The sequence below is a fragment of the Erwinia aphidicola genome (genome assembly GCF_014773485.1).
GTDB classification, from domain to species: domain Bacteria; phylum Pseudomonadota; class Gammaproteobacteria; order Enterobacterales; family Enterobacteriaceae; genus Erwinia; species Erwinia aphidicola.
This window is the reverse complement of record NZ_JACXBP010000003.1, coordinates 355,147-379,121: the sequence shown is the minus strand read 5'-3', so window position 1 is coordinate 379,121 and position 23,975 is coordinate 355,147. Positions and strand designations below refer to the sequence as shown.

General features: G+C 59.2%; 25 protein-coding genes. 18 read left to right on the top strand and 7 right to left on the bottom strand.

Annotated features, from left to right (window positions below; all coding sequences use genetic code 11):
* The first annotated feature begins 15 nt into the window (after positions 1-15).
* Genes ID864_RS08995 through mlaA form a run of 8 tightly spaced genes read left to right on the top strand, consistent with a single transcriptional unit; the run spans position 16 to position 6,435 of the window.
* Positions 16-759 (top strand): heme ABC transporter permease, encoded by a 744-nt coding sequence (locus ID864_RS08995; protein WP_048915373.1) that lies wholly within the window; start codon positions 16-18, stop codon positions 757-759.
* Entirely contained in the window at positions 756-989 is a 234-nt protein-coding gene (ccmD, locus tag ID864_RS08990; protein WP_048915374.1) for a heme exporter protein CcmD, read from the top strand. Before ID864_RS08995 ends, ccmD begins: the two co-directional genes overlap by 4 nt.
* The gene (ccmE, locus tag ID864_RS08985; protein ID WP_048915375.1) at positions 986-1,468 is read left to right on the top strand and encodes a cytochrome c maturation protein CcmE; all 483 of its coding nucleotides are present in this window, start codon (positions 986-988) and stop codon (positions 1,466-1,468) included. The genes ccmD and ccmE overlap by 4 nt, the downstream gene beginning before the upstream one ends.
* Positions 1,465-3,420 carry a heme lyase CcmF/NrfE family subunit gene (locus ID864_RS08980; RefSeq protein ID WP_191149743.1) on the top strand — a complete coding sequence of 652 codons (1,956 nt, stop codon included), beginning with the start codon at positions 1,465-1,467 and terminating at the stop codon, positions 3,418-3,420. The genes ccmE and ID864_RS08980 overlap by 4 nt, the downstream gene beginning before the upstream one ends.
* Positions 3,417-3,974 carry a DsbE family thiol:disulfide interchange protein gene (locus ID864_RS08975; protein ID WP_048915377.1) on the top strand — a complete coding sequence of 186 codons (558 nt, stop codon included), beginning with the start codon at positions 3,417-3,419 and terminating at the stop codon, positions 3,972-3,974. Before ID864_RS08980 ends, ID864_RS08975 begins: the two co-directional genes overlap by 4 nt.
* The gene (locus ID864_RS08970; RefSeq protein ID WP_191149742.1) at positions 3,971-4,429 is read left to right on the top strand and encodes a cytochrome c-type biogenesis protein; all 459 of its coding nucleotides are present in this window, start codon (positions 3,971-3,973) and stop codon (positions 4,427-4,429) included. Before ID864_RS08975 ends, ID864_RS08970 begins: the two co-directional genes overlap by 4 nt.
* Positions 4,426-5,631, top strand: a complete 1,206-nt coding sequence (ccmI, locus tag ID864_RS08965; protein ID WP_187497738.1) for a c-type cytochrome biogenesis protein CcmI — start codon at positions 4,426-4,428, stop codon at positions 5,629-5,631. The genes ID864_RS08970 and ccmI overlap by 4 nt, the downstream gene beginning before the upstream one ends.
* A gap of 42 nt (positions 5,632-5,673) precedes the next feature.
* The gene (gene mlaA, locus ID864_RS08960; RefSeq protein WP_191149741.1) at positions 5,674-6,435 is read left to right on the top strand and encodes a phospholipid-binding lipoprotein MlaA; all 762 of its coding nucleotides are present in this window, start codon (positions 5,674-5,676) and stop codon (positions 6,433-6,435) included.
* Positions 6,436-6,508: 73 nt separating this feature from the next.
* Here the strand turns inward: mlaA and fadL are convergent, their stop codons facing one another.
* Entirely contained in the window at positions 6,509-7,846 is a 1,338-nt protein-coding gene (gene fadL / locus ID864_RS08955) for a long-chain fatty acid transporter FadL (protein ID WP_048915381.1), read from the bottom strand.
* A 374-nt stretch (positions 7,847-8,220) separates the two neighbouring features.
* On the opposite strand from fadL, the gene ID864_RS08950 reads away from it, so the two are divergent.
* The 4 genes from ID864_RS08950 (at position 8,221) to sixA (ending at position 12,787) form a co-directional block, all read left to right on the top strand.
* Complete coding sequence (locus ID864_RS08950; RefSeq protein WP_099753350.1) at positions 8,221-8,517, top strand: YfcZ/YiiS family protein; 297 nt, start codon at positions 8,221-8,223, stop codon at positions 8,515-8,517.
* A gap of 153 nt (positions 8,518-8,670) precedes the next feature.
* Positions 8,671-9,981: an acetyl-CoA C-acyltransferase FadI gene (fadI, locus tag ID864_RS08945; protein ID WP_099753351.1), complete on the top strand. Its 1,311-nt coding sequence runs from the start codon at positions 8,671-8,673 to the stop codon at positions 9,979-9,981.
* On the top strand, positions 9,981-12,134 hold the full coding sequence (gene fadJ / locus ID864_RS08940; RefSeq protein WP_191149740.1) for a fatty acid oxidation complex subunit alpha FadJ: 2,154 nt from the start codon (positions 9,981-9,983) through the stop codon (positions 12,132-12,134). The genes fadI and fadJ overlap by 1 nt, the downstream gene beginning before the upstream one ends.
* Before the next feature lie 170 nt (positions 12,135-12,304).
* Positions 12,305-12,787 (top strand): phosphohistidine phosphatase SixA, encoded by a 483-nt coding sequence (sixA, locus tag ID864_RS08935; RefSeq protein WP_048915384.1) that lies wholly within the window; start codon positions 12,305-12,307, stop codon positions 12,785-12,787.
* A 111-nt stretch (positions 12,788-12,898) separates the two neighbouring features.
* On the opposite strand, the gene smrB is transcribed toward sixA, so the two are convergent.
* The gene (gene smrB / locus ID864_RS08930) at positions 12,899-13,447 is read right to left on the bottom strand and encodes an endonuclease SmrB (RefSeq protein WP_187498514.1); all 549 of its coding nucleotides are present in this window, start codon (positions 13,445-13,447) and stop codon (positions 12,899-12,901) included.
* Positions 13,448-13,647: 200 nt separating this feature from the next.
* Here smrB and prmB point away from each other — a divergent pair, with 200 nt between their 5' ends.
* From prmB to ID864_RS08900, 6 genes are all read left to right on the top strand, one after another.
* A complete protein-coding gene (prmB, locus tag ID864_RS08925) occupies positions 13,648-14,580 on the top strand; it encodes a 50S ribosomal protein L3 N(5)-glutamine methyltransferase (protein WP_048915386.1) in 933 nt (310 codons plus the stop codon).
* 26 nt (positions 14,581-14,606) lie between these two features.
* Positions 14,607-15,692 (top strand): chorismate synthase, encoded by a 1,086-nt coding sequence (gene aroC, locus ID864_RS08920; RefSeq protein ID WP_062818151.1) that lies wholly within the window; start codon positions 14,607-14,609, stop codon positions 15,690-15,692.
* A gap of 4 nt (positions 15,693-15,696) precedes the next feature.
* The gene (gene mepA, locus ID864_RS08915) at positions 15,697-16,524 is read left to right on the top strand and encodes a penicillin-insensitive murein endopeptidase (RefSeq protein ID WP_191149739.1); all 828 of its coding nucleotides are present in this window, start codon (positions 15,697-15,699) and stop codon (positions 16,522-16,524) included.
* Between the two features lie 9 nt (positions 16,525-16,533).
* Complete coding sequence (locus ID864_RS08910; RefSeq protein WP_048915390.1) at positions 16,534-17,337, top strand: sulfite exporter TauE/SafE family protein; 804 nt, start codon at positions 16,534-16,536, stop codon at positions 17,335-17,337.
* An 82-nt stretch (positions 17,338-17,419) separates the two neighbouring features.
* A complete protein-coding gene (locus tag ID864_RS08905) occupies positions 17,420-17,968 on the top strand; it encodes an elongation factor P hydroxylase (RefSeq protein ID WP_048915391.1) in 549 nt (182 codons plus the stop codon).
* Between the two features lie 31 nt (positions 17,969-17,999).
* The gene (locus ID864_RS08900; RefSeq protein ID WP_048915392.1) at positions 18,000-18,281 is read left to right on the top strand and encodes a YfcL family protein; all 282 of its coding nucleotides are present in this window, start codon (positions 18,000-18,002) and stop codon (positions 18,279-18,281) included.
* A gap of 36 nt (positions 18,282-18,317) precedes the next feature.
* Here the strand turns inward: ID864_RS08900 and ID864_RS08895 are convergent, their stop codons facing one another.
* The 5 genes from ID864_RS08895 to ID864_RS08875 are packed head-to-tail and all read right to left on the bottom strand — an operon-like array spanning position 18,318 to position 23,878.
* Positions 18,318-19,289, bottom strand: a complete 972-nt coding sequence (locus ID864_RS08895; RefSeq protein WP_191149738.1) for an XdhC family protein — start codon at positions 19,287-19,289, stop codon at positions 18,318-18,320.
* Between the two features lie 2 nt (positions 19,290-19,291).
* Complete coding sequence (locus ID864_RS08890; protein ID WP_191149737.1) at positions 19,292-19,870, bottom strand: nucleotidyltransferase family protein; 579 nt, start codon at positions 19,868-19,870, stop codon at positions 19,292-19,294.
* A complete protein-coding gene (locus ID864_RS08885; RefSeq protein WP_191149736.1) occupies positions 19,867-21,165 on the bottom strand; it encodes a c-type cytochrome in 1,299 nt (432 codons plus the stop codon). Before ID864_RS08885 ends, ID864_RS08890 begins: the two co-directional genes overlap by 4 nt.
* A complete protein-coding gene (locus ID864_RS08880) occupies positions 21,162-23,408 on the bottom strand; it encodes a xanthine dehydrogenase family protein molybdopterin-binding subunit (RefSeq protein WP_191149735.1) in 2,247 nt (748 codons plus the stop codon). Before ID864_RS08880 ends, ID864_RS08885 begins: the two co-directional genes overlap by 4 nt.
* Positions 23,405-23,878 carry a (2Fe-2S)-binding protein gene (locus tag ID864_RS08875; RefSeq protein WP_191149734.1) on the bottom strand — a complete coding sequence of 158 codons (474 nt, stop codon included), beginning with the start codon at positions 23,876-23,878 and terminating at the stop codon, positions 23,405-23,407. Before ID864_RS08875 ends, ID864_RS08880 begins: the two co-directional genes overlap by 4 nt.
* Positions 23,879-23,975: the final 97 nt, after the last annotated feature.

The following is a 23,975-nucleotide window of genomic DNA, read 5'->3' as shown; positions in this document are numbered from 1 at the left end:
GTGAGCAAAATAATAATGTGGAAATGGATACATCAACTGGGCCAGCCCGAGCGGCTGTACCCGTTATGCGGCCGTTTTGTGCCGTGGTTTGCCATTCCCGGCATCGCGGCGCTGCTGCTCGGCTGGGCATGGGGATTCGGGTTTGCCCCATCAGATTATCAACAGGGTAACAGCTACCGCATCATCTATATCCACGTGCCTGCCGCGATGTGGTCAATGGGCATCTATGCCTCAATGGCGATTGCGGCCTTTGTCGGGCTGGTGTGGCAGTGGAAAACCGCCGATCTTGCCGCCGCCGCAATGGCTCCGGTGGGGGCGGTATTTACCTTTATTGCTCTGGTGACGGGTTCCGCATGGGGTAAGCCGATGTGGGGGACCTGGTGGATCTGGGATGCACGCCTGACCTCGGAGCTGGTGCTGCTGTTCCTTTATATGGGCACTATCGCGCTTTATCACGCCTTTGACGACCGCCGCATGGCGGGCCGCGCGGCCAGTATCCTGATCCTTGTTGGGGTGGTTAACCTGCCAATTATTCACTACTCGGTGCAGTGGTGGAACACGCTGCACCAGGGGTCAAGCGGGGTGTTGCAGCAGGCGATAGACCCGAGTATGCGCACGCCGCTGCGCTGGTCAATCCTCGGTTATCTGCTGATATTCGTTACCCTGACGCTGATGCGCCTGCGCAATCTGCTGCTGCTGAGCGAGCGCCACCGCCCGTGGGTGGCTGCCGTGGCGGCAAAAGGGGGGCGTAAATCATGACGCCGGCATTCTCTACCTGGCACGACTTCTTTGCCATGGGCGGCTACGCATTCTATGTCTGGCTGGCCGTAATCTGTACGCTGGTTGCCCTTGGCGGCCTGGTACTGCATACCGTTTTACAACGTCGTCGGCTGCTGGCGGATATTCGTCAGCGCCTGGCGCGTGAACAGCGCATTCGTGCGGCAAAAGTGAAAAAAAACGCCGGTGAAGCGGCAGGAGAGCCATCGTGAATCCCCGTCGTAAAAATCGCCTGATGCTGGTGATGGTGGTGCTCGTCGGGCTGGGGCTGGCAACGGCTTTAGTGATGTACGCACTGCGTTCTAATATCGATCTGTTCTACACCCCTGGTGAAGTGGTGTATGGCAAAGGTGAAACCCACGTTAAGCCGGAGCCGGGGCAGCGGCTGCGTATTGGCGGCATGGTGATGCCGGGCAGCGTTAAGCGCGACCCGGATACGCTGAAAGTTGCCTTCCAGCTGTATGACAACAGCGCGGTGATTAACGTCAGCTATGAAGGTATTCTGCCGGACCTGTTCCGCGAAGGGCAGGGCGTAGTGGCGCAGGGCGTACTGCAGGACGGTACGCACGTTATCGCCAAAGAAGTGCTGGCCAAGCACGATGAAAAATACACGCCACCGGAAATCAGTGACGCGATGAAGAAGAATCACACCCATCCTGGCGCTAACGACAATAACGGAGGCCAGTCATGATCCCCGAAATCGGCAGCTTCCTGCTGTGCCTGGCGCTGGCGCTCTCCCTGCTGCTCAGCGTCTACCCGCTGTGGGGCGCGGCGCGCCACGATCGTCGGCTGATGGGGCTGGCCCGCCCGCTCTCCTACGGGCTGTTTGCCTGTATCGCGGCGGCGTTTATTATTCTGGTTCACGCCTTTGTGGTGAATGATTTCAGCGTGGCGTATGTGGCCACCAACTCCAATACGCTGCTGCCGGTTTACTACCGGGTGGCTGCCACCTGGGGCGCGCATGAGGGCTCGCTGCTGCTGTGGGTGCTGCTGCTGAGCACCTGGACGCTGGCGGTGGCGCTGTTCAGCCGCGCGATGCCGCTGGAGGCGATTGCCCGCGTGCTGGCGGTGATGGGGATGATCAACCTCGGCTTCCTGCTGTTTATCACGCTAACCTCGAATCCGTTTACCCGCACGCTGCCGGACTTCCCTATCGACGGCAGCGACCTGAACCCGATGCTGCAGGATATTGGGCTGATCTTCCACCCGCCGCTGCTGTATATGGGCTATGTCGGCTTCTCGGTGGCGTTCGCTTTTGCGATTGCCTCGCTGATGGCCGGACGGCTGGATACCGCCTGGGCGCGCTGGTCGCGTCCGTGGACCACGGCGGCCTGGGTGTTCCTCACCATCGGCATCGTGCTCGGTTCCGCCTGGGCTTATTACGAGCTTGGCTGGGGCGGCTGGTGGTTCTGGGATCCGGTCGAGAATGCCTCGTTTATGCCGTGGCTGGCCGGAACGGCGCTGATCCACTCGCTGGCGGTTACCGAGAAGCGCGGCACCTTTAAGGCCTGGACCGTGCTGCTGGCGATCGCTGCCTTCTCCCTCAGCCTGCTGGGCACTTTCCTGGTGCGCTCCGGGGTGCTGGTGTCGGTGCACTCGTTTGCCTCCGATCCGGCGCGCGGCATGTTTATCCTCGCCTTCCTGATTATTGTTATCGGCGGTTCGCTGCTGCTGTACGCCATCAAGGGCAGCAAGGTGCGCAGCCGGGTGCAGAACGAGGTGTGGTCGCGGGAATCCTTCCTGCTCGGCAACAACGTGCTGCTGATTGCCGCGATGCTGGTGGTGCTGCTCGGTACGCTACTGCCGCTGGTGCATAAACAGCTGGGGCTGGGCACCATCTCCATCGGCGAGCCGTTCTTTAATACGCTGTTTACCTGGCTGATGGCTCCGCTGGCGCTGATGCTCGGCATCGGTCCGCTGGTGCGCTGGCGTCGCGATGAGCCGCAGAAGCTGTGGAAGCGCCTGGCGATTGCCGTGGTTGCTACCCTGCTGCTGTCGATACTGCTGCCGTGGCTGATGCAGGATCGCATTGAAGCGATGACGGTTGTGGGGCTGATGATGGCGATCTGGGTGATTATCCTGACGCTGCTGGAGCTGCACGAGCGCGCGACTCACCGCCACAGCTTCCTGCGCGGGCTGCGCCATCTGTCGCGCAGCCACTGGGGCATGGTGCTGGGCCACCTCGGCGTGGCGGTAACGGTGATCGGCATCGCCTTCAGCCAGAACTACAGCGTGGAGCGTGACGTGCGTATGAAGGCGGGTGACAGCGTGGATATCCACAACTATCACTTCACCTTCCGCGACGTGCAAAGCCTGCAGGGACCGAACTACTCCGGCGGCGTGGGCATTATCGACGTGACGCGCAACGGCAAACATGAGGCCACGCTGCACGCGGAAAAACGTTACTACAGCGTGGCGCGCACCATGATGACCGAAGCGGCGATCGACGGCGGCTTTACGTGCGATCTCTATGCGGCTCTGGGCGAAGAGCTGGGCGGTAATTCGTGGGCGGTACGCATCTATTACAAACCTTTTGTGCGCTGGATCTGGTTTGGCGGCGTGTTTATGGCGGTGGGCGGCATTTTCTGCCTGCTCGACCCGCGCTATCGCGCCAGTAAGAAAGCGCAGAAGGAGCTGGCATGAGCAAGAAAATCCTCTATATCCCTCTGATCCTGTTTCTGCTGCTGGCGGCGGCGCTGCTGTGGCAGCTGACCCGTAACGCCAACGGCGATGATCCGACGCGGCTGGAGTCGGCGCTGGTCGGCAAGCCGGTGCCGGTATTTAAGCTGGAATCACTCGACCAGCCGGGCAAAACCTTTGACCAGTCAGTGCTGACCGACGGTAAACCGCTGCTGCTGAACGTCTGGGCTACCTGGTGCCCAACCTGCCGCGCGGAGCATCAGTACCTCAACACGCTGGCGACCAAAGGCGTGCGCGTGGTGGGCCTGAACTATAAAGACGACCGCCAGAAAGCGATTAACTGGCTCAATACGCTGGGTAACCCGTATGCGTTGAGCCTGTATGACGGCGACGGGATGCTGGGGCTGGATCTGGGCGTGTACGGCGCGCCGGAAACCTTCCTGATCGACGGTCACGGGATTATCCGCTATCGCCACGCGGGCGATCTCAACGAGCGCGTGTGGAATGACGAAGTCAAACCGCTGTGGCAGAAATATAGCCAGGAGAGCGGTTCGTGAAATCTATTCTGATCCTGCTGGCGTCACTGCTGTTTAGCAGCCTGGTGCTGGCCGATAATATCGATACTTATCAGTTTGATTCAGTCACCCAGGAGCAGCAGTACCGCCACCTGACCGAATCGCTGCGCTGCCCGAAATGCCAGAACAACAGCATTGCCGACTCAAACGCGATGATCGCCGGGGATATGCGCCTCAAGGTGTATCAGCTGCTGCGCGCAGGGCAGACGCCGGAACAGGTGAAGGCTTATATGGTGGCCCGCTACGGTAATTTTGTCTCTTATCAGCCGCCGCTGACTGCCTCCACCCTGATCCTGTGGGCTGGCCCGGCGCTGTTTGTGATAATTGGCGCGCTGGTGATTATTTTGCGCAGCCGCAAACGCACGCCGCATGTCGAGCTGGATGCCGCCGAGCAGCAGCGGCTGGATGCGTTGTTAAATAACAGGAAGCAACCATGAGCGCACTTTTGCTAACCCTTCTGGCGCTGCTGATCGCCGCCTGCCTGCTGTTTGTTCTGGCCTGGCGCAGAAATAGCGGCAGCGTGAGTGACCGCGATACGCTGAACCAGACTTTTTATCATCAGCGCCTGCGCGAGCTGGAAGAAGATGAAGCGCAGGGCGTGGTGGCCGAGCGACCGGAGATGGTGCGCGAACTGCAGCAAACGCTGCTGCTGGACGTGCCGCCGCACTCCGCCCAAGCTGAACGTCAGGTCAGCCGCTGGGTGCTGCTGCCGGGCGTGCTGCTGCTGCTTGCCGTCAGCATCGGTTTCTATCTGAAAACCGGTGGCCTGTCGCAGGTGCTGGCGTGGCAGCAGGTGAACAACGAACTGCCCGCGCTGCGTGCCCAGGTGATGGACCCGCAGGCCCGCCCGCTGAGCATGGAACAGCTGGCGCGCCTGGCATTAGGCATTCGCAGCGAGCTACAGCGCGACCCGACAAATCTCAACGACTGGATGATGCTCGGCCGGCTGGGCATGGTGCTGAACAACGCCAGCACGGCCAGCCAGGCGTTTCGTCATGCATTACAGCTGGCGCCAACCGATGAGCAAGTGCGCCTGAGCTATGCTGAAGTGTTGACCCGTTCTGAAGATCCGCAGGACAACAGCCAGGCAACGGCAATGCTGGAAGAGATGGCGCGTCATGACGGCAGCGATTTGCGGGTGCTGGGCTTATTGGCATTTAATGCTTTTGGTCAGCAGCGCTATGCGCAGGCGATTAGCGCCTGGCAAAAGATGTTACAGTTGTTACCGGCTGACGATCGGCGCGTGCTGATGATCCAGCGCAGCATCGAGCAGGCCAAAAGCGCATCCGGTAAGCAAAATAGCCAGCTGGCACTAACGGTCGCTCTGTCGCCTGCGGCAGAAAAAATGTTACCAGAGGGCGGAGTGTTGTATATTTCCGTGTCAGACGGGAACTCACCGGTCCCCGTGGCGGTGAAAAAGTTACCGCTGAGCCATTTTCCTTTATCGCTCACGCTGGATGACAGCAATGCCATGATGCCGCAGCGTCTGTTATCCGCGCAGCACCAGTTACAGGTCCGCGTGCGTATTTCACGTGATGGCAGCGCCAATCCGCAGCCGGGCGACTGGTTCGGGCTGAGTGCGGTCACCCCGTTTGCCGGGCAGCAGCAGATGGCTGTTGAAATTAACCGGCAAATGTAATCCGCTGGGCGATAATTTATAAAACAGTACAGGGAGAAAACTATGAACTATCGCCTGACGGGCTTAGTGCTGGCGAGCGTACTGATGGTGGGTTGCGCTAGCTCTAAATCGGGGGATGAACCACAGGGTCGTTCCGATCCGCTGGAAGGTTTCAACCGTTCAATGTTCAATTTTAACTACAACGTGTTGGATCCTTATGTCGTGCGTCCCGTCGCGGTAGCCTGGCGTGATTATGTGCCGGTGCCTGCGCGCACCGGCCTGGGGAACTTCCTCAGCAACCTCGATGAGCCTGCCACCATGGTGAACTACTTCGTGGAAGGGAATCCGTACAAGGCGATGGTGCATTTTAACCGCTTCTTCCTGAACACCCTGCTGGGCATGGGCGGCTTTATCGATGTCGCCTCCATGGCTAACCCGAAACTGGCAAAAGAAGAGACGCGCGCCTTCGGCAGCACGCTCGGCCATTACGGTGTGGGTTACGGAACCTATGTGGAGCTGCCGGGCTACGGTGGCTTTACGCCGCGTGAAGATATTGGCGGGCTGGTCGACGATGTGTACCCACCGCTCAGCTGGCTGACCTGGTGGATGTCGATTGGTAAATGGACGCTGGAAGGGATTGAAACCCGTGCCCAGCTGCTGGATTCCGACGCTATCCTGAAAAACTCGAAAGATCCTTACGCCTTTGTGCGTGCGGCCTATTTCCAGCATCATGATTTCCTTGCCAGCGACGGCAAGCTGATCCCGCAGGAAAACCCGAACGCGACGGCGATTGAGGGCGATCTGAATTCTATCGACTCCCAGTAAATACCCGATTAGCTTCAGGCAATAAAAAACCCCACTGATGTGGGGTTTTTTGTACTTAGAGCCTGCCGGGCAATCAGAACTTGTAGTTAAAGCTCGCGCCGTACAGCCACGCTTTACCTTCAGAATTAAAGGTATAAGGGGTTGCTACGCCGCCATTTCGCGCGGTGGCAACCGGGTCGGTACCCTCTTTAATCGTTACGCTCTGGCCGTGCATGTAGGAGACGCCGACATCGACTGAAGCATTATCGTTAAACGCGTAGGACGCGCCGGCGCTCAGCCACAGGCGATCCTGATCGGGAATCGAGATAGAGCGTTTGTCAGAAGGGACCGGGCTGTCATCAAAGGCGATACCGGTACGGAAGGTCCAGTTTTTATCGTAGAAGTAGCTGGTACCCAGCGCGATGCGGTAGGCATCGTGGTAGCTCTCGTCCTTCAGGAACAGATCATTGCCGTTGCTGTCAGTGGCGCGCAGTTCCTGGAACTGGCTCCAGCTGGTGTAGGCCAGGCTGTAGTGCACCGCCCACTGAGGCGCGACTTTGTGATAGCCGGAAACTTCCCACATCTCTGGCAGATGCAGCGACAGCGACCCCGGAATTGTCTGGCCGCTGGTGCCGGTTGGCAGGCCGAACTGACCGCCAATCGGGTTATAAGCTACCGGGATATCGCTGCGATAATCGCCGTCGAAGTCGATTTTAACTTCAGAACGGTAGGTCAGGCCGAAGCGGTTGTTGTCATCCACTTCATACAGGATACCGGCGTTCCAGCCGTAACCCCATTCGTCACCTTTCAGATGGGCAATCTGCGTATCGGCCGGTGCAGCAGGTAATCCTGCGGCGGGCAGTAGGGCACCAAGCTCACCGATATTACGTTCGATTTTGGCACGGGCGTAGACAGCATCAAAACCTACGCCAAAGCTGAAGTGCTGATTAAGACGATAGGCGGTGCTTAAATTCAGGTTCATGGTCATTAAATCGGTTTTACCCGCAAACGGACCGCCGGCATAACCATCATTAAATTCTGTTGCCAGACCGTAATTAGAGGTGGCGCTGGCGCCAACCCACCACTGGTCGTTTATTGGCTGAACGTAGTGAATATTAGGAACCCACTGCGTTGGCGCAATATTATCGGCGTTCAGGCTGTTGCCGGAACCGGATTCACCGCTAATATTCACGTCCGGGTCGATAAATACCCCGCCGATGGAAAACATCGGGCGGTCCATCAGTGCCATGGTTGCCGGGTTACGACTGGCGGACGCGGCGGTATCACCCATCGCGCCTTCACCAGAATAGGCACGACCCAGGCCAATCGTAGAAAATTCGTTTAGTTGAAAGCCGGCTGCTACGACATTCGAAGAAACAAGCGCCACTGCTGCTGCGAGTGCAGACTTAGCAAACAGGTTTTTATGGTTCATGACCACAACCTCATTATCGGATTTTTATTAAACTCTGTTACTTAGCGTAACAAGGGATCGCGAATTCTAGGGACTGACAGACAACCAACAAATCAGACCAGTGGCGCAAGTATAGGTCTGACCTGTACATGTGTTGCAATAATGTTTTTTAAATATTGCGGAAATGATGCTGGAAAAGAGATCTGGCTAACAAAAAACTTACACTTGATATTTGCTGGTCTTAGTCTGACTTGTTTTGGATCAAATAATAGTGTGATTTTCGTCACTTAACACGCTGTTTTTGCCCGATGGCTGGAGCTGAAAACCGGGCAAGCGTAGACTGACGCCAGTCTAAATAATCTGCCGCCGCATCTGGGTGGCATGCCGGAGGATGTATGAGCGATGCCATTAACCGCTGTAGTGCCAGTGAAACGGCGGCCTGTTGCTGTGTGGATGTGGGCACGATAATGGATAATACCGACTGTACTGCCACATTCAGCCAGCTATTTAGCACCCATGCTGAAGCCCAGGCGATGCTGCAGTCGCTGAGTGAAAAAGCGCGGGCGGTGGAGTCTGAACCCTGCACTATTGACAGTCGCATCAGCGAAACGCCACAGGGCGTACAGCTGGACTGTGATTTTACCTTCAGCTGCCAGGCTGAAACGATGATCTTCCAGCTCGCTCTGCGTTAATCCCCGTGGCGGAGGGGCTCTCCTTCGCCAGATTCGTGTTTCCACTCGCATTTTTCTCTTCCCGTCGTAGCGCCCGCATCAATTCTGATTACACTTATCAGGTCCGACCTCTTTGGCAATGATGCCTTTATCGACACGACACAGGTGAGAATAATGAGCAAAGCATTACCTTTGCTGACCCGTCAGGGCGATCGTATCGCCATTACCCACGGTTTACGTACCCCCTTTGCCCGCCAGGCAACGGCTTTCCACGGTATTCCTGCGCTGGAGCTTGGCCGCATGGTGGTGAGTGAACTGATGGCGCGCAGCGAGCTGCCGGCTGACATCATTGAGCAGCTGGTCTTCGGCCAGGTGGTGCAGATGCCGGAAGCGCCGAATATTGCCCGTGAAATCGTGCTGGCCAGCGGACTCAACGTCAGCACGGATGCTTACAGCGTCAGCCGCGCCTGCGCCACCAGCTTTCAGGCGGTAGCCAACGTGGCGGAAAGCCTGCTGGCGGGGACGATTCAGGCAGGCATCGCCGGCGGGGCTGACTCCACTTCCGTGTTGCCGATTGGCGTCAGTAAAACCCTGGCGCGCACGCTGCTCGACCTCAGTAAAGCGCGCAGCGTCGGGCAAAAGCTCAGGCTGCTTTCCTGCCTGCGCCCGCGTGATTTAATGCCGGTGCCGCCTGCGGTTGCGGAGTATTCAACCGGGCTGCGCATGGGCGATACTGCCGAACAGATGGCGAAAAGCCACGGCATCACGCGTGAACAGCAGGATGCGCTGGCGCACCGTTCTCATCAGTACGCCGCGCGCGCCTGGCAGCAGGGGCTGCTGAGCGCAGAAGTGATGACGGCGTTTGCGCCACCGTGGAAGCAACCGCTGGAGCAGGACAACAACGTGCGCAGCGATTCAAAGCCGGAAGATTATGCGCGCCTGCGCCCGGCCTTTGACCGCCAGCACGGGACGGTGACGGCCGCCAACAGTACGCCGCTGACCGACGGTGCGGCGGCGGTGATCCTGATGACGGAATCGCGCGCGCGCGAGCTGGGCATAACCCCGCTCGGCTATCTGCGCAGCTATGCCTTCACGGCGATTGGCGTGCGCGAAGATATGCTGTTAGGGCCATCTTATGCTTCACCGCTGGCGCTGGATCGTGCCGGAATTACCCTTGCCGACCTCAGCCTGATCGATATGCATGAAGCCTTCGCCGCCCAGACCCTGGCTAATCTGAAAATGTTTGCCGATGAGCGTTTTGCCCGTGAGGTGCTGAACCGTCCGCACGCGCTGGGGGAAGTCAATCAGGAACAGTTTAACGTGCTGGGTGGCTCCATCGCTTATGGCCACCCGTTTGCCGCCACCGGGGCGCGTATGATTACCCAGACGCTTAACGAGCTGCGGCGGCGCGGCGGCGGCTTAGGGTTAGTCACCGCCTGCGCGGCAGGTGGCCTCGGTGCAGCCATGGTTCTGGAGGCGGAATAATGGAACAGACAAGCGCATTTACGCTGACGATGCGCCTGGATAACGTGGCGGTGATTACCCTCGACGTACCGGGCGAGAAGATGAATACCCTGAAAGCGGAGTTTGCTGCGCAGATCCGTACCGCAATCCGCAATGCGCGCGCCAATCCCCGGCTGGCTGGCATCGTACTGATTTCCGGCAAGCCCGATTCCTTTATTGCCGGGGCAGATATCAGCATGATTGCCGCCTGTGAAAATGCTCAGCAGGCGCAGTCGCTGGCCGAGCAGGGGCAGAACGTGATGGCCGAGATTGAAGCGCTGCCGGTTACGGTGGTGGCAGCTATTCACGGTGCCTGCCTGGGTGGTGGTCTGGAGCTGGCGCTGGCCTGCCACCGCCGGGTTTGCACGCTCGACGACAAAACCCGCCTTGGCCTGCCGGAAGTTCAGCTGGGGCTGCTGCCCGGCTCCGGCGGCACCCAGCGCCTGCCGCGCCTGATTGGCGCCTCGACCGCGTTGGATATGATACTTACCGGCAGAACGCTGCGCCCCCGCGCCGCGCGCAAATGTGGGCTGGTGGATGATGCCGTCGCCCACAGTATCCTGCTGGATACCGCCGTTAAGCTGGCGCTGCAACCGCGTACCGCCCGTCAGCGTCTTCCGCTGCGCGAACGGCTGCTCGCCGGCCCGGCGGGGCGTGCCATCCTGTTCCGTCTGGCCCAGCGCCAGACGCAGGCGAAAACTCACGGCAACTATCCGGCGGCGGATAAAATCCTTAGCGTGGTGCGCTGCGGGCTGGAGAAGGGCAGCAGTAGCGGTTATGCCGCCGAAGCCCGCGCCTTTGGCGAGCTGGCAATGACGCCGCAGTCTGCCGCACTGCGCAGCCTGTTCTTTGCCACCACCGCAATGAAAAAAGAGCGGGGCGCACAGGCGCAGCCGCGCGCATTGCGCAGCATTGGCGTGCTCGGCGGGGGGCTGATGGGCGGGGGCATTGCCTGTGTGACCGCCACGCGTGCCGGATTACCGGTGCGCATCAAGGATGTCAGCCCGCAGGGGATCAATCACGCGCTGAAAACCAGTTGGGATGTGTTAAGTAAAGGGGTTAAAAGACGCCGGATAAGCGCGGCCGAACGCCAGCAGCAGATGGCACTGATCAGCGGTAGCACGGATTACCAGGGGTTCAGCCAGCGCGATATGGTGATCGAAGCGGTGTTTGAAGATCTGGCCTTGAAGCAGAAAATGGTGGCGGAGATTGAACAGCACTGCGGCGCAGAAACGCTGTTTGCCTCCAATACCTCTTCGCTGCCGATTGCCGAAATCGCTGCCGGCGCGCAGCGTCCGCATAACGTTATTGGTCTGCACTACTTCAGCCCGCCGGAAAAAATGCCGCTGGTTGAGGTGATCCCTCATGCGGGAACCGCAGCAGAGACGGTGGCGACGGCAGTCTCTCTGGCAAGAAAGCAGGGTAAAACCCCCATTGTGGTGGCGGATAGCGCTGGCTTCTACGTTAACCGCATTCTGGCGCCCTATATGATCGAGGCGATGCACTGCCTGCTGGAGGGCGAACCGATCGAATCTGTTGATGCGGCGCTGGTTAAATTTGGCTTCCCGGTCGGTCCGGTGCAGCTGCTGGACGAGGTCGGTATTGATGTTGGCACCCATATTATGCCGATCCTCGAACAGGCCTGGGGAGAACGTTTCGCCTTGCCGCCAGCACTGGGTGCGGTGCTGAATGACGACCGCAAAGGGCGCAAAAACGGGCGCGGCTTTTATCTCTATCCGCAGAAAGGGCGAAAAAAACAGGTGGACAGTGCCATTTACCGCCTGCTGAACATCACGCCAAAACACCACCTTGACGCACAGAATATCTCGCAGCGCTGTGTGATGATGATGCTGAATGAAGCGGCACGCACCCTGGAAGAGCAGGTGATTGCCAGCGCGCGCGACGGTGATATCGGCGCGGTATTTGGCATTGGTTTCCCACCTTTCCTCGGGGGGCCGTTCCGCTATATGGACCAGCTGGGCATTGCTGAAGTGGTTAACAGTTTAGAGTTGTTAATGCAGCGTCACGGCGCGCGTTTTGCTCCCTGCGCGCTGCTGAAAAAAATGTTGGAACAGCAGCAAACGTTCTATAAACCGGACGTAAATCTGAATAGTTTTCGTGATTCAGCGGGTTAGTCTGGTCACGGGGTGAGTTACTTATGGCGGGTGCCCACCAGGGCGCTCAATAAGTAAACAATCGGTTGACTATACTCAAGGCATTGGGGTACAACACAGCGTTCATTCTCTGAATGAAGAGTCGGTTGGCGTTGTCCCCCGGCGTTTTTGTTTAACAACAGCGGTGCTATATGCAAGTTTTCATAATGCGTCACGGCGATGCGGCTTTAGATGCAGCAAGTGATTCAGTTCGACCTTTGACTCACTGCGGCTGTGATGAAACCCGTCAAATGGCGACCTGGCTTAGCGGTCAGTCGGTTGATATTGAACGGGTGTTGGTCAGTCCCTATCTGCGCGCCCAGCAGACTCTCAGCACGGTGCGTGAAGCGCTGCCTCTGCCGGAAGGTGAGGATGTGCTGCCAGAATTAACCCCGGGTGGCGACCCCGGGCTGGTGGCGTGCTACCTGCACGCGCTGGCGAATGAAGGCGTGAAGTCGGCGCTGGTGATTTCGCACCTGCCGCTGGTGGGCTACCTGGTGGCAGAGCTGTGCCCGCAGGAAGCGCCGCCGATGTTCGCCACTTCCGCCATTGCCTGCATCGACTTCGATGCGGAAAATGTGCTGGGCAAGCTGGAGTGGCAGGTCTCTCCGGCGAAATTAGCCAAGGCGATGTAATTGCCTTACGGGCCGACCGAAAAAGCAGGTCGGCCCGCTTCGACGATGCGTCACCCGCCACGGGCGGACCGAAACAAAGGGTCCGCCCCGACTAAATATTCAAAACTTTCCTCAAATATCCGGCGGTAACCACTCTTCCACTTCAATCAGCACCAGCAGCGCGGCATCGCCGCCAAATAGCTTGGGTGCCTGATGAAATGCCATTACGTGCGGATGCTGTGCCAGCCACAGCGGTGTCTGCTGCTTCAGAACGTGTTTACCGTGCCCGTGCATCACGCTGGCACAAAAAATATGCTCACGGCGACAGGCGGCAATCAGCGCGCCCAACTCCTGCTTAGCCTGATTCTGCGTTAAACCGTGCAGATCGAGGAAAATCTCCGGGCTGAAATCACCACGGCGCAGCTGCTTCAGCTTGTAGTGGTCAACATCCGCACGCACATAGCGCACCGCGCCTTCGCTGGCCAGCAGCGGCTGAAACTCGTCGGAAAAATAGTGGCTGTTATCTATCTGTTCCGACAACAGGCGTTTCTGCGGGACTTCACTTATCTTTTTACGCAGTGGTTTATGAACAATGGTGTCCTGCGCCAGCTTGCGCGTGCCGCTCATCAACCCGCGAAACAGCGCCTCATCTTCCGCGCTCAGCTTCTCTTTTTTGCTCATCTCTGTAGGTCACTATTTTCCTGGCTGCTGTTTCGCAACCGCTTTAAAGGGGCGTTTCAGTCATTTTCTGTCGCCAGTCTACCTTTTCCGCGCCCGCGGCTGAAACAAATCTCAGCTTTTTCACCCCTGCGCGCTGAATTATCACCAGCTTCATGGCAAACTAACGCCCGGGTATAACAGAACGGCCTGCGGAGGGCACTTTGGACAAAATTTTCGTCGAAGAAGCAGTCAATGAACTGCACACTATTCAGGATATGTTGCGCTGGTCGGTCAGCCGTTTTTCTGCCGCTGACATCTGGTACGGCCACGGCACCGACAATCCCTGGGACGAAGCCGTTCAGCTGGTGCTGCCAACGCTCTATCTGCCGCTGGATATTCCTGAAGATATGCGCACGGCGCGCCTCACTTCCAGCGAGCGTCACCGCATCGTTGAGCGCGTGATCCGCCGTATCAACGAGCGCATTCCGGTCTCCTACCTGACTAACAAAGCCTGGTTCTGCGGCCACGAATTCTACGTCGACGAGCGCGTGCTGGTGCCGCGTTCACCGATTGGCGAGTTGATCAATAATCGCTTTGCCGGTCTGATCGCTGACGAGCCGCAGCACATTCTTGATATGTGTACCGGCAGCGGCTGTATCGCGATTGCCTGTGCTTACGCCTTCCCGGATGCGGAAGTCGATGCGGTGGATATCTCCACGGATGCGCTGGCGGTGACTGAACAAAATATCAGCGCGCACGGCCTTGACCACCACGTCACGCCGATCCGCGCTGACCTGTTCCGCGAACTGCCTAAAACGCAGTACGATTTGATCGTCACTAACCCGCCCTACGTTGACGCCGACGATATGGACGACCTGCCGAACGAGTACCGTCACGAGCCGGAACTCGGCCTGGCTGCGGGTCGCGATGGGCTGAAGCTGGCGCGCCGTATTTTGGCCTGCGCACCGGATTATCTCAGCGAGCAGGGCGTGCTGATTTGCGAAGTGGGCAACAGCATGGTGCATATGATCGAGCAGTATCCGGATGTACCGTTTACCTGGCTGGAGTTTGATAACGGCGGTGACGGCGTGTTTATGCTGACCAAACAGCAGATTATCGACGCACAACATCATTTCAAAATCTATAAAGACTGATTTTTAAATTTTAGCGAGGAAGCCGTATGGCGGGTAATACCATTGGACAAGTATTTCGGGTCACAACGTTCGGCGAATCGCACGGCATCGCCCTCGGTTGTATCGTGGATGGCGTACCGCCGGGGATCCCGCTGACCGAAGCCGACCTTCAGCACGATCTCGATCGTCGCCGTCCGGGCACTTCACGCTACACTACCCAGCGCCGCGAGCCGGACCAGGTGAAAATTCTGTCGGGCGTGTTCGAAGGGCGCACCACCGGCACCAGCATCGGACTGCTGATCGAAAATACCGATCAGCGCTCGCAGGACTACGGCGCGATCAAAGATCTCTATCGCCCGGGTCATGCGGATTACACCTACGACCAGAAGTACGGCTTCCGCGACTACCGCGGCGGCGGGCGCTCTTCAGCGCGTGAAACCGCGATGCGCGTGGCGGCCGGTGCGATTGCTAAAAAATACCTCGAAATGAAGCACGGCATCAAAGTGCGCGGCTATCTGGCGCAGATTGGTGACGTCGCCTGCGAGCTGAAAGCGTGGGACCAGGTTGAACAGAATCCGTTCTTCTGTCCGGATCCGTCAAAGCTGGAAGCGCTGGACGAACTGATGCGCGCCCTGAAAAAAGAGGGCGACTCCATCGGGGCGAAAGTCACGGTGATGGCAGAGAATGTTCCGGCGGGTCTCGGCGAGCCGGTGTTTGACCGCCTGGACGCTGACCTGGCGCACGCGCTGATGAGCATCAATGCGGTGAAAGGCATTGAAATCGGTGATGGCTTTGCGGTCGTCGGCCAGCGCGGCAGCGAGCACCGCGACGAAATCCGCAGCAGCGGTTTCCAGAGCAACCACGCGGGCGGCATCTTAGGCGGGATCAGCAGCGGTCAGACCATTGTTGCCAACCTGGCGATGAAACCGACTTCCAGCATTACCGTGCCGGGCAAGACGCTGACGCGTAGCGGGGAAGAAGTGGAGATGATCACCAAGGGCCGTCACGATCCTTGCGTGGGGATCCGCGCAGTGCCCATTGCCGAAGCGATGATGGCGATTGTGCTGATGGACCACCTGCTGCGCCACCGCGCGCAGAACGCCGATGTTGAAACCACTTACCCACGCTGGTAATGCAATGAAAAAGACGCTAATCGCCCTGGGCGCGCTGCTGATGATCGGCGCCACAGTCCAGGCCGCCACCCCGTGGCAGACTATTCGCCAGCCGGTCAGCGGTGCGCCGCAGTCGATTGGCGGCTTCGCCAACGGCTGTATTATCGGCGCTCAGGCGCTACCGCTGGAGGCAGCGGGCTATCAGGTAATGCGGACCGATCAGCGGCGCTATTATGGCCACCCGGATCTGATCGCCTTTATCCAACGGCTGAGCACCCAGACCCGTCAGCTGGGCCTCGGCGAAGTGCTGGTCGGCGATATGGGCATGGCGGCCGGTGGGCGTTTCAGCAGCGGTCATGCCAGCCACCAGTCCGGTCTGGACGTGGACATCTGGCTGCAGCTGCCGAAACAGCGCTGGACGCAGCAGATGTTGCTCAAGCCTCAGCCGCTCGATCTGGTGGCTGCCGATGGCAAAAATGTCGTGGCGCGTCACTGGCAGCCTGAGATCGACAGCCTGATTAAACTGGCGGCGAAAGATAACGAGGTTACGCGCATTTTTGTCAATCCGGCGATTAAAAAGCAGCTGTGTGCCGATGCCGGTAGCGATCGCGACTGGCTGCGCAAGGTGCGACCGTGGTTCCAGCATCGTGCGCATATGCACGTGCGCCTGCGCTGCCCGGCGGACAGCCTGGAGTGTCAGGACCAGCCGCTGCCGCCGCCGGGTGACGGCTGCGGAGCCGAGCTGCAGAGCTGGTTTGCTCCGCCAAAACCGGGCAGCACGCCACCGGTGAAGCGCGAGCCGCCGCCGTTGCCGCCGTCGTGTCAGGCTCTGCTGGATAAACACTTACTGTAAGGCGTTAAAATGGAATGGGTTAGCGTGGCGCCGTGGTTGCTCGGCGTGCTGTTTCTGGTGGCGTTACTGGCGGGTTTTATCGATTCTATTGCGGGCGGCGGCGGGCTGTTAACCGTTCCGGCGCTGCTGGCGGCGGGGCTGTCACCGGCCCAGGCGCTGGCGACCAATAAGCTGCAGTCGGTGGGGGGATCTTTTTCTGCCAGCCTCTATTTCATCCGCCGTAAAGCGGTCGATCTCAGCCAGCAGAAGCTGAATATTGCGCTGACTTTTCTAGGTTCAATCAGCGGTGCACTGCTGGTGCAGCACGTTAAGGGCGATATTTTGCGCCAGCTGCTGCCGCTGCTGGTGATTGCCATTGGCCTCTATTTCCTGCTGATGCCGAAGATTGGCGAGGAAGATCGCCAGCGTCGTCTGCACGGCTTGCCGTTTGCCCTGGTGACCGGGGGCTGCGTGGGCTTTTACGATGGCTTCTTTGGCCCTGGTGCCGGGTCATTCTACGCGCTGGCGTTTGTCACGCTGTGCGGCTACAACCTGGCGAAGTCGACCGCGCATGCCAAAGTGCTGAACTTTACCTCCAACCTCGGTGGCCTGATGCTGTTTATGATTGGCGGCAAAGTGGTATGGCTGGTGGGTTTGGTGATGCTGGTCGGCCAGGTGTGCGGCGCGCGTCTCGGGGCGAGGATGGTGCTGAGCAAAGGGCAAACGCTTATCCGCCCGATGATTGTGATTGTCTCCGCGGTGATGAGCGCCAAACTGCTGTATGACAGCCACGGCGCACAGTTAGTCAGCTGGTTTCATCAGCTCACGGGCTGACGCGCGGGGTGAGAATAGTTCTCGAAACCCGACGGACAAAATGCGACAATTGCGCGTTTTTTTACTTTGACGACAAACAGCTATGAGCGCGCAACACCACTATCAGGACCTGATCGACATCTTCGATCGCTGCTTTATGGATGATTTTCAGACCCGCCTGATTAAAGGCGACGACGAACCGATCTATCTTCCTGCTGACGACAGCTCGCCGTGGAACCGGGTGGTTTTTGCCCACGGTTTCTACGCCAGCGGCATGCATGAAATTTCCCACTGGTGTATTGCCGGTCCCGAGCGCCGCAAGCGGGTGGATTTTGGCTACTGGTACTGCCCGGACGGTCGTGATGAAGCCACGCAGAGCCAGTTTGAATCAGTGGAGATCAAACCGCAGGCGCTGGAGTGGATGTTTAGTGTTGCAGCGGGCTTTCCGTTCAATGTAAGTTGTGACAATCTTGAAGGTGATTGTGAGCCGGATCGCATTGCGTTTCAGCGTAAGGTCCATGCTCAGGTGATGGAATATCTGGAAAAAGGTATTCCCACGCGCCCGGCACGACTGATTGCCGAACTTCGCTCGTTTTACTCAACTCCCCCGCTAACGGCGGCGCAGTTTCCCTGGCCGGAAGACTTGTGCTAACGGCCGCGCGAATTGCTTACAGAGGAAAGATATGATCGATGAATTTGAGGCGCGTATTCTTGGCCTGATTGATGACATGGTGGATCACGCCAGCGACGACGAGCTGTTTGCCGGCGGCTATCTGCGCGGTCACCTGACGCTGGCCGTGGCCGAGCTGGAGCTGAGCGGCGAACATACCCCGGAGGCACTGCAGATTCAGGTACAGAATAGCCTGCAAAATGCTATCCAGGCGGGTGAACTGTCGCCGCGTGACCAGGCGCTGGTGATTGGCATGTGGGACAACCTGTTCCTGCAGGCGCGCCAGCCGTCGTAACCTCCCGCTTACCTGTGGGCAGCACTCTCGCTGCCCTCAGCGCCCGTTTTTTACCCGCACAATATCCGCCATAATCGCCAGCGCAATCTCCGGTGGCGTTTTACTGCCAATTGGCAGGCCAACCGGGGCTGCGATGCGCGCCAGCTGCTCCTTCGTTAAATCCCCGCACGCCGCCAGCCGTGCCAGCCTGTGCATGCTGTTGCGCGGTGAACCCAGTGCGCCAATATAAAACGCCGCACCGCGACAGGCTTCCATCAGGGTGAGATCGTCGATGCGCGCATCGTGCGTCAGGCAGAGGATGGCCGTGTGTGCTGCGCACTGATGCTGTTCAAGATAACGCGCCGGGAACTGCTTTATCACGGTGACGCCATCGCTCAGCGTGCTGTTGGCGAGGAACGCTGCCAGTGGCTGCTCACGATGCTCACAGAGCACAACAGCGTAGCCCAGCATCTGCGCCAGATGAATGCAGTAGTCAGCGACCGGCGACAGTCCGGCTATCAATAGCGTGGTCGAGCCAGTAAGTTTCAGGCTGACCTGCTGGTCATCAAAGCGAATTTCAGACTGCGGCGTGGCCTTTTCACAGGGAGTCAGCCGGGCAAACTGGCCTGTCACGACGCGTTTCTGTAATGAGCACTCCCCGCGCTGCGCGCTCAGCAGCTGGGCGAGATAACGCTCCGCTGCGGCCGAAGGGGGCAGGTACTCGATGAGCACCTCAAGGCTGCCGCCACAGGGCAGGCTGATATCGGGTTGCAGTCCACCTGCACCATAGCGCACGCGCTGGCTGGGCTGGCGAAATTCTCCTGCCGCCAGGCGGCGCAGGAAACTCTCTTCAATACAGCCGCCAGAGAGTGAGCCGCTTACCGCACCAGCATCAGAGGCCGCCAGCAGCGCGCCGGGCGCGCGCGGGGCCGACCCCCAGGTGTGCAGAACGGTACACAGCCAGATGCTGCGCTGCTGTTGCAGCCACCCCAGCGCACTTTCCAGCACCGTAATATCCAGTGAGCGCATGCTTAACTCCCGCTGTGCCAGTCGGCGGGCCTGTCAATATCACGCACGCAGCCGGGGTCATCGACATCCAGCAGCAGCGGCGGTGCAGGAGAGATGACGTGGCGCCCGCCGTCTTCCCCCTTCAACGCCAGCAGCTGCTCGCGCAGACTGGCGTTAAAACCTACCGGATGTCCTCTGCGCCCTTGCCATAGCGGGCGTACGACATCAGCTAACTGCAGCCCGGCATAAACCTGCTTAACGGTGCTGAGCTGGAGCCAGGGTAAATCAGCCAGCATCACCAGCCAGCCCGACCACTGGGGTTGTGCTGCAACACCGGCGGCAATTGACGACCCTAACCCATCACTTTCAATCAGGGTGGTGGCGCAGCGATAACGCTGTGCCAGCTCAATAATTTGACGGTCTTCGGGGCGTGCCACAACGTTTACGCGTTTTCCACAGGCGGCGATAGCCAGCTGCAGGGTATAGGTCAGCAGCAGCAGATTGTGACAGGCGGGGTGACGGATCAGCAGCTTATGCTGACCGCTTTGATCGATATAGCGCGAGCTGCGCCCGGCAGCCATCACCAGAACTCCAGCTTTCATTGCGACTCCCTGGCGCTTTGCTTACGAATTTCTGCCACTTTATCCTGCAGCCCCTGCCACGGGGTCTGCCCGGCAAACTCCGTGCGTAGCCAGTTGAGCAGCATGGCAATCTGGCTGTCATTAAGCTGGTGACGAAAACCGGGCATGGTGCCGAGATTGTCACTGGCTGGATGGTCGATGCCATCGAGTACGATGCGGATAAGATTGTCCGGCTCGCCAAGATAGAGATTGCTGTTGAGCGCAAGCGACGGGCGAACTCCCGCGAGCTGCGGGCCTTTTTGTTGAGAATGGCAGGCCATACAGGATCCGGAATATTGTCTGGCTCCAGGTGAGTCGAGTCGTTCACTGCGCTGGTCGGCCGCTGCCGTCAGCGCTTCCGCCTGCTGCGTTTTCGGCGGCTGGAAGCTGCTTAACCAGCTGGCAAGCGCTTGCAGATCTTCGTCTGGCAGCTGGGATAATCCCCCGGCTATTACAGGCCCCATCGGACCGGTTGCCACCCCGTGTTCGGCGGAAAAACCGTGGCGCAGATAGCGCATCAGCTGCGGTTTATCCCATGCAACCGGCGCCGGAGAGCTACCGTTGAGTGCCGGCGCGGTCCAGCCCTCGGCAACGCCGCCTGCCAGACGATCGCGCCCGGTTTTTTCGGCCGCCGCGAAGTTGCGCGGCGAGTGGCAGGCGCTGCAGTGTCCGAGGCTTTCGGCAAGGTAAGCGCCGCGATTCCACTGCGCATCCTGTTGAGGATTGGGCGGCAGCGCCCCCGGCTGCAGATAGAGCCAGTTCCAGGCCGCCATGCCCCGGCGAATATTAAACGGGAACCTTAGGCTGGTCTGCGGCGGCTGATAGCTGACGCGGGGCTGGCTCATCAGATATGCATATAAATCCCGCATATCCTGGTCGTTGGTGTGGGTGAAGGCGGTGTAAGGAAACGCCGGATAGAGGTAATTTCCCTGGCGGTCAATGCCATGACGCATGGCGCGTTCAAACGCCGGATAGGACCAGGCGCCTATTCCGCTGTCCATGTCCGGGGTGATATTGCTGGTATAGATAGTGCCAAACGGACTTTCCATTGCCAGTCCACCACTGTTCGTTGCACCGCCTTTGCGGGTATGACAGACAGCACAGTCGCCAAGCGCGGCCAGCGTTTTGCCGCGTGCGATGCTCTGCGCGGAGAACGAAGGGGTTTGCAGTGGTGAAATCGGCGCTATCTCGGGCTGCATGCTGAGCAGTGCCGCAGCGCTGCCCGCCAGCAGCAGGAGCACGCCCAGTGCGATCGGCTTTTTTTTGCCATTTTTCATGCTTCACTTCCCTGTAGTTCACGTAATACCCGATCCGGAGTAAACGGTGGCGCACGGAAGCGCACGCCGGTTGCGTCAAACAGCGCATTGGCAATCGCAGCCGCGCCCGGTACCGAGGCAGACTCACCGGCCCCCATTGCCGGTTCGTCGGGATAATCCAGCAGATTGATCTCCACCTGCGGCAGTTCATCGAAGCGTAGCAGTGGGTAGCTGCCCCATTCGAGTGAGGTGGTGCCGCTGCCATCAAAAGTGGCGAACTCTTTCAGCACTCTGCTGGCGCACTGCACAATATTGCCGTGGACCTGGTGGCGTACCCCGGCCGGATTAACTATCTGCCCACAGTCGTGGCTGACAAAAATCTTCTCGAGTTTGATCTCACCGCTCAGGCGGTTCACCCGCAGGTCACACACCCAGGCAGCCCAGGCGGCACCGAAGCCGGGAAACTGACTGTGGATGTATCGTGCCCAGGCAAATCCACGCCCGTGCAGCCAGTCACCCTGCTGCTGCTGCTGGCGATGCGGCGGGCCAGGCTGCCAGCGCGCCATTTTTTTGACCGCATCAATCAGGGCCACGGCACGAGAATCAGTGAGATAGCCCAGCCGCAGATCGATCGGATCGCGCCCGGTGTGCCACGCGATTTCATCCATCCAGCTCTCATGCGCGAAAACGTTCGGCAGGGCCGAAACGCCGCGCATCCAGGAGGCGCGCACCAGCGGGGCGGCATCCTCACAGATCATACGCATGTGTGGGAAATGATAGGCCGGAACGGCCGTGCGGTCCCCCATCGACTGCACCACGGGCAGGTTAGGGACTTTACCGGTCAGCAGCAGCGGCAGCGTGGTCGCGTTGTTGGATGGATAGCAGGTGCGCAGCTCGTAGCTGGAGATATTCATCATGCGATCCAGCCCGCCGCGCACGCGGATCAGCTGACCGGTGCCTTTCGGCTCCCATGCTGCTTCCTGCTCGCGCATCAGCTGCACCCGCACCGGCACGCCCGCTGCCTGCGACAGCAGCGCAGCATCGGCGGCGACGTCATCGGCACAGTTGCGGCCATAACAGCCAGAGGCTTCCATACGCTTAATTTCAACTACCGCGGCATCGCGCCCCAGCAGCAGGGCAATATCTTTGCGCAGGTCGTGCGGGTTCTGCGTGCCGGACCACACCCGTGCGCGGTCGTCAGTGATGTCGGCTACCGCGCAGGAGGGACCAATGGAGGCGTGCAGCTGATAGGGCCAGACGTAATCGGCATCCACGCTAATATGGCGCAGCTTCAGGGCAAGATCGGTTCCTGGATCGTCGCGCAGCACGCGCGCTGTTTTGGCACAGTTGCTCAGCGTCTGATGCAGCTGGTCCAGCCCGAGCTCCGGCAGCCCGGCCCAGGGCTGCCAGCGTACTTTCAGCGCGTACATCGCGGCGATAGCCTGCTCCTCTCGCTGGGCCACCACGCCGACAAAATCTCCGTTAACCACTACTTTGACGATGCCCGGCAGATGAGCAATCGAATGTTCATCCACCGCCAGCAGGCTATTGCCGAGTGGGGCGCTGCTGTCGGCGCCGCCGTAGGGCGGGCGGATAACGCGGCCGTGCAGCATGCCCGGCACGCGCAGATCGTGAATCCAGGTGAGCTGGCCGCTCACTTTGGCCGGGATATCCACGCGCGGCACCGATTTGCCCACGTAGCGAGGCTTAGCAGTATGTAGCGCAATGGAGGTATCCAGCGGCAGATGAGTGTCTTCGCGGCTGGCAAGCTGGCCATAGCTCAGGCGGCGTTGCGGATGGCTGCTGTCGAAAACCCAGCCGGCTTCGCTGCGCAGCTGGCCAGGCGCAACGTTTAACACTTTGGCTGCCAGCTGCATCAGCTGTTGACGCAGCTGGCTGGCGGCCTGGCGCAGCGGCACGGCCGTAACCTGTAGCGTGGCGCTGGCGATGGTGGGTCCCTGATCCGGCGTCAGTGCGGTATCGCCAAGGATCATGGTGACAGAGTGGAAGGGCACGTCGAGCGCATCGGCAACGTATTGGGCTAAGGCAGTGCGCACGCCGGTGCCGAGATCGACGTGGCCGTTAAAGGCGGTGACGTTGCCATCGGCAGCCAGCGCGATAAAGCTGTCCATGCGATTAAGCGGGCGCTCAGGGAGCGTTAACGATTGTGCCTGCGCGAATGTTGTCTGGGGTAATAGCGTGCTGACGCTGATGACGCCCCCGGCCTTTAACAGGCGGCGGCGGGTGAGATTAAACAGGTTCATGGCTTCTGCTCCCCGCTGATAATGTCACGGGCTTTCTGCGCGGCGCGCAAAATTTCCAGATGCGTACCGCAGCGGCAGAGGTTAAACGCCAGCTCATTTTTTATTTGTTGTTCACAGGCCTGGGGCTCGCGCCTGAACAGCGCGACCAGCGTCATGATCATGCCATTAGTGCAGTAGCCACACTGCGCAGCCTGTTCATCGATAAAGCTCTGCTGCACCGGATGCAGCTTCTCGCCATCGGCCAGCCCTTCCAGAGTGGTGACCTGTTTTCCGGCCACGGTGTGAGCAGGTACGCTGCAGGAGCGCGCAGCGACGCCATCGATAGTGATAGTACAGGCGCCGCATTCACCGATGCCGCAGCCGTATTTCGGGCCGTTAAGCTGGAAGTCGTTGCGCAGAATATAGAGAAGCGGGGTGTTTGAGTGCGCGTCATCAAGAGTGACGTGCTGGCCGTTAAGTGTGAAATACATAGCTTGAATCATCCGTTGATTACCCCGGCGGGGGAGCGAATTGCCCCTGAAGAACTCAAGGGCAATTACGGATTTTATGCTATTTATTGTGCTTTAG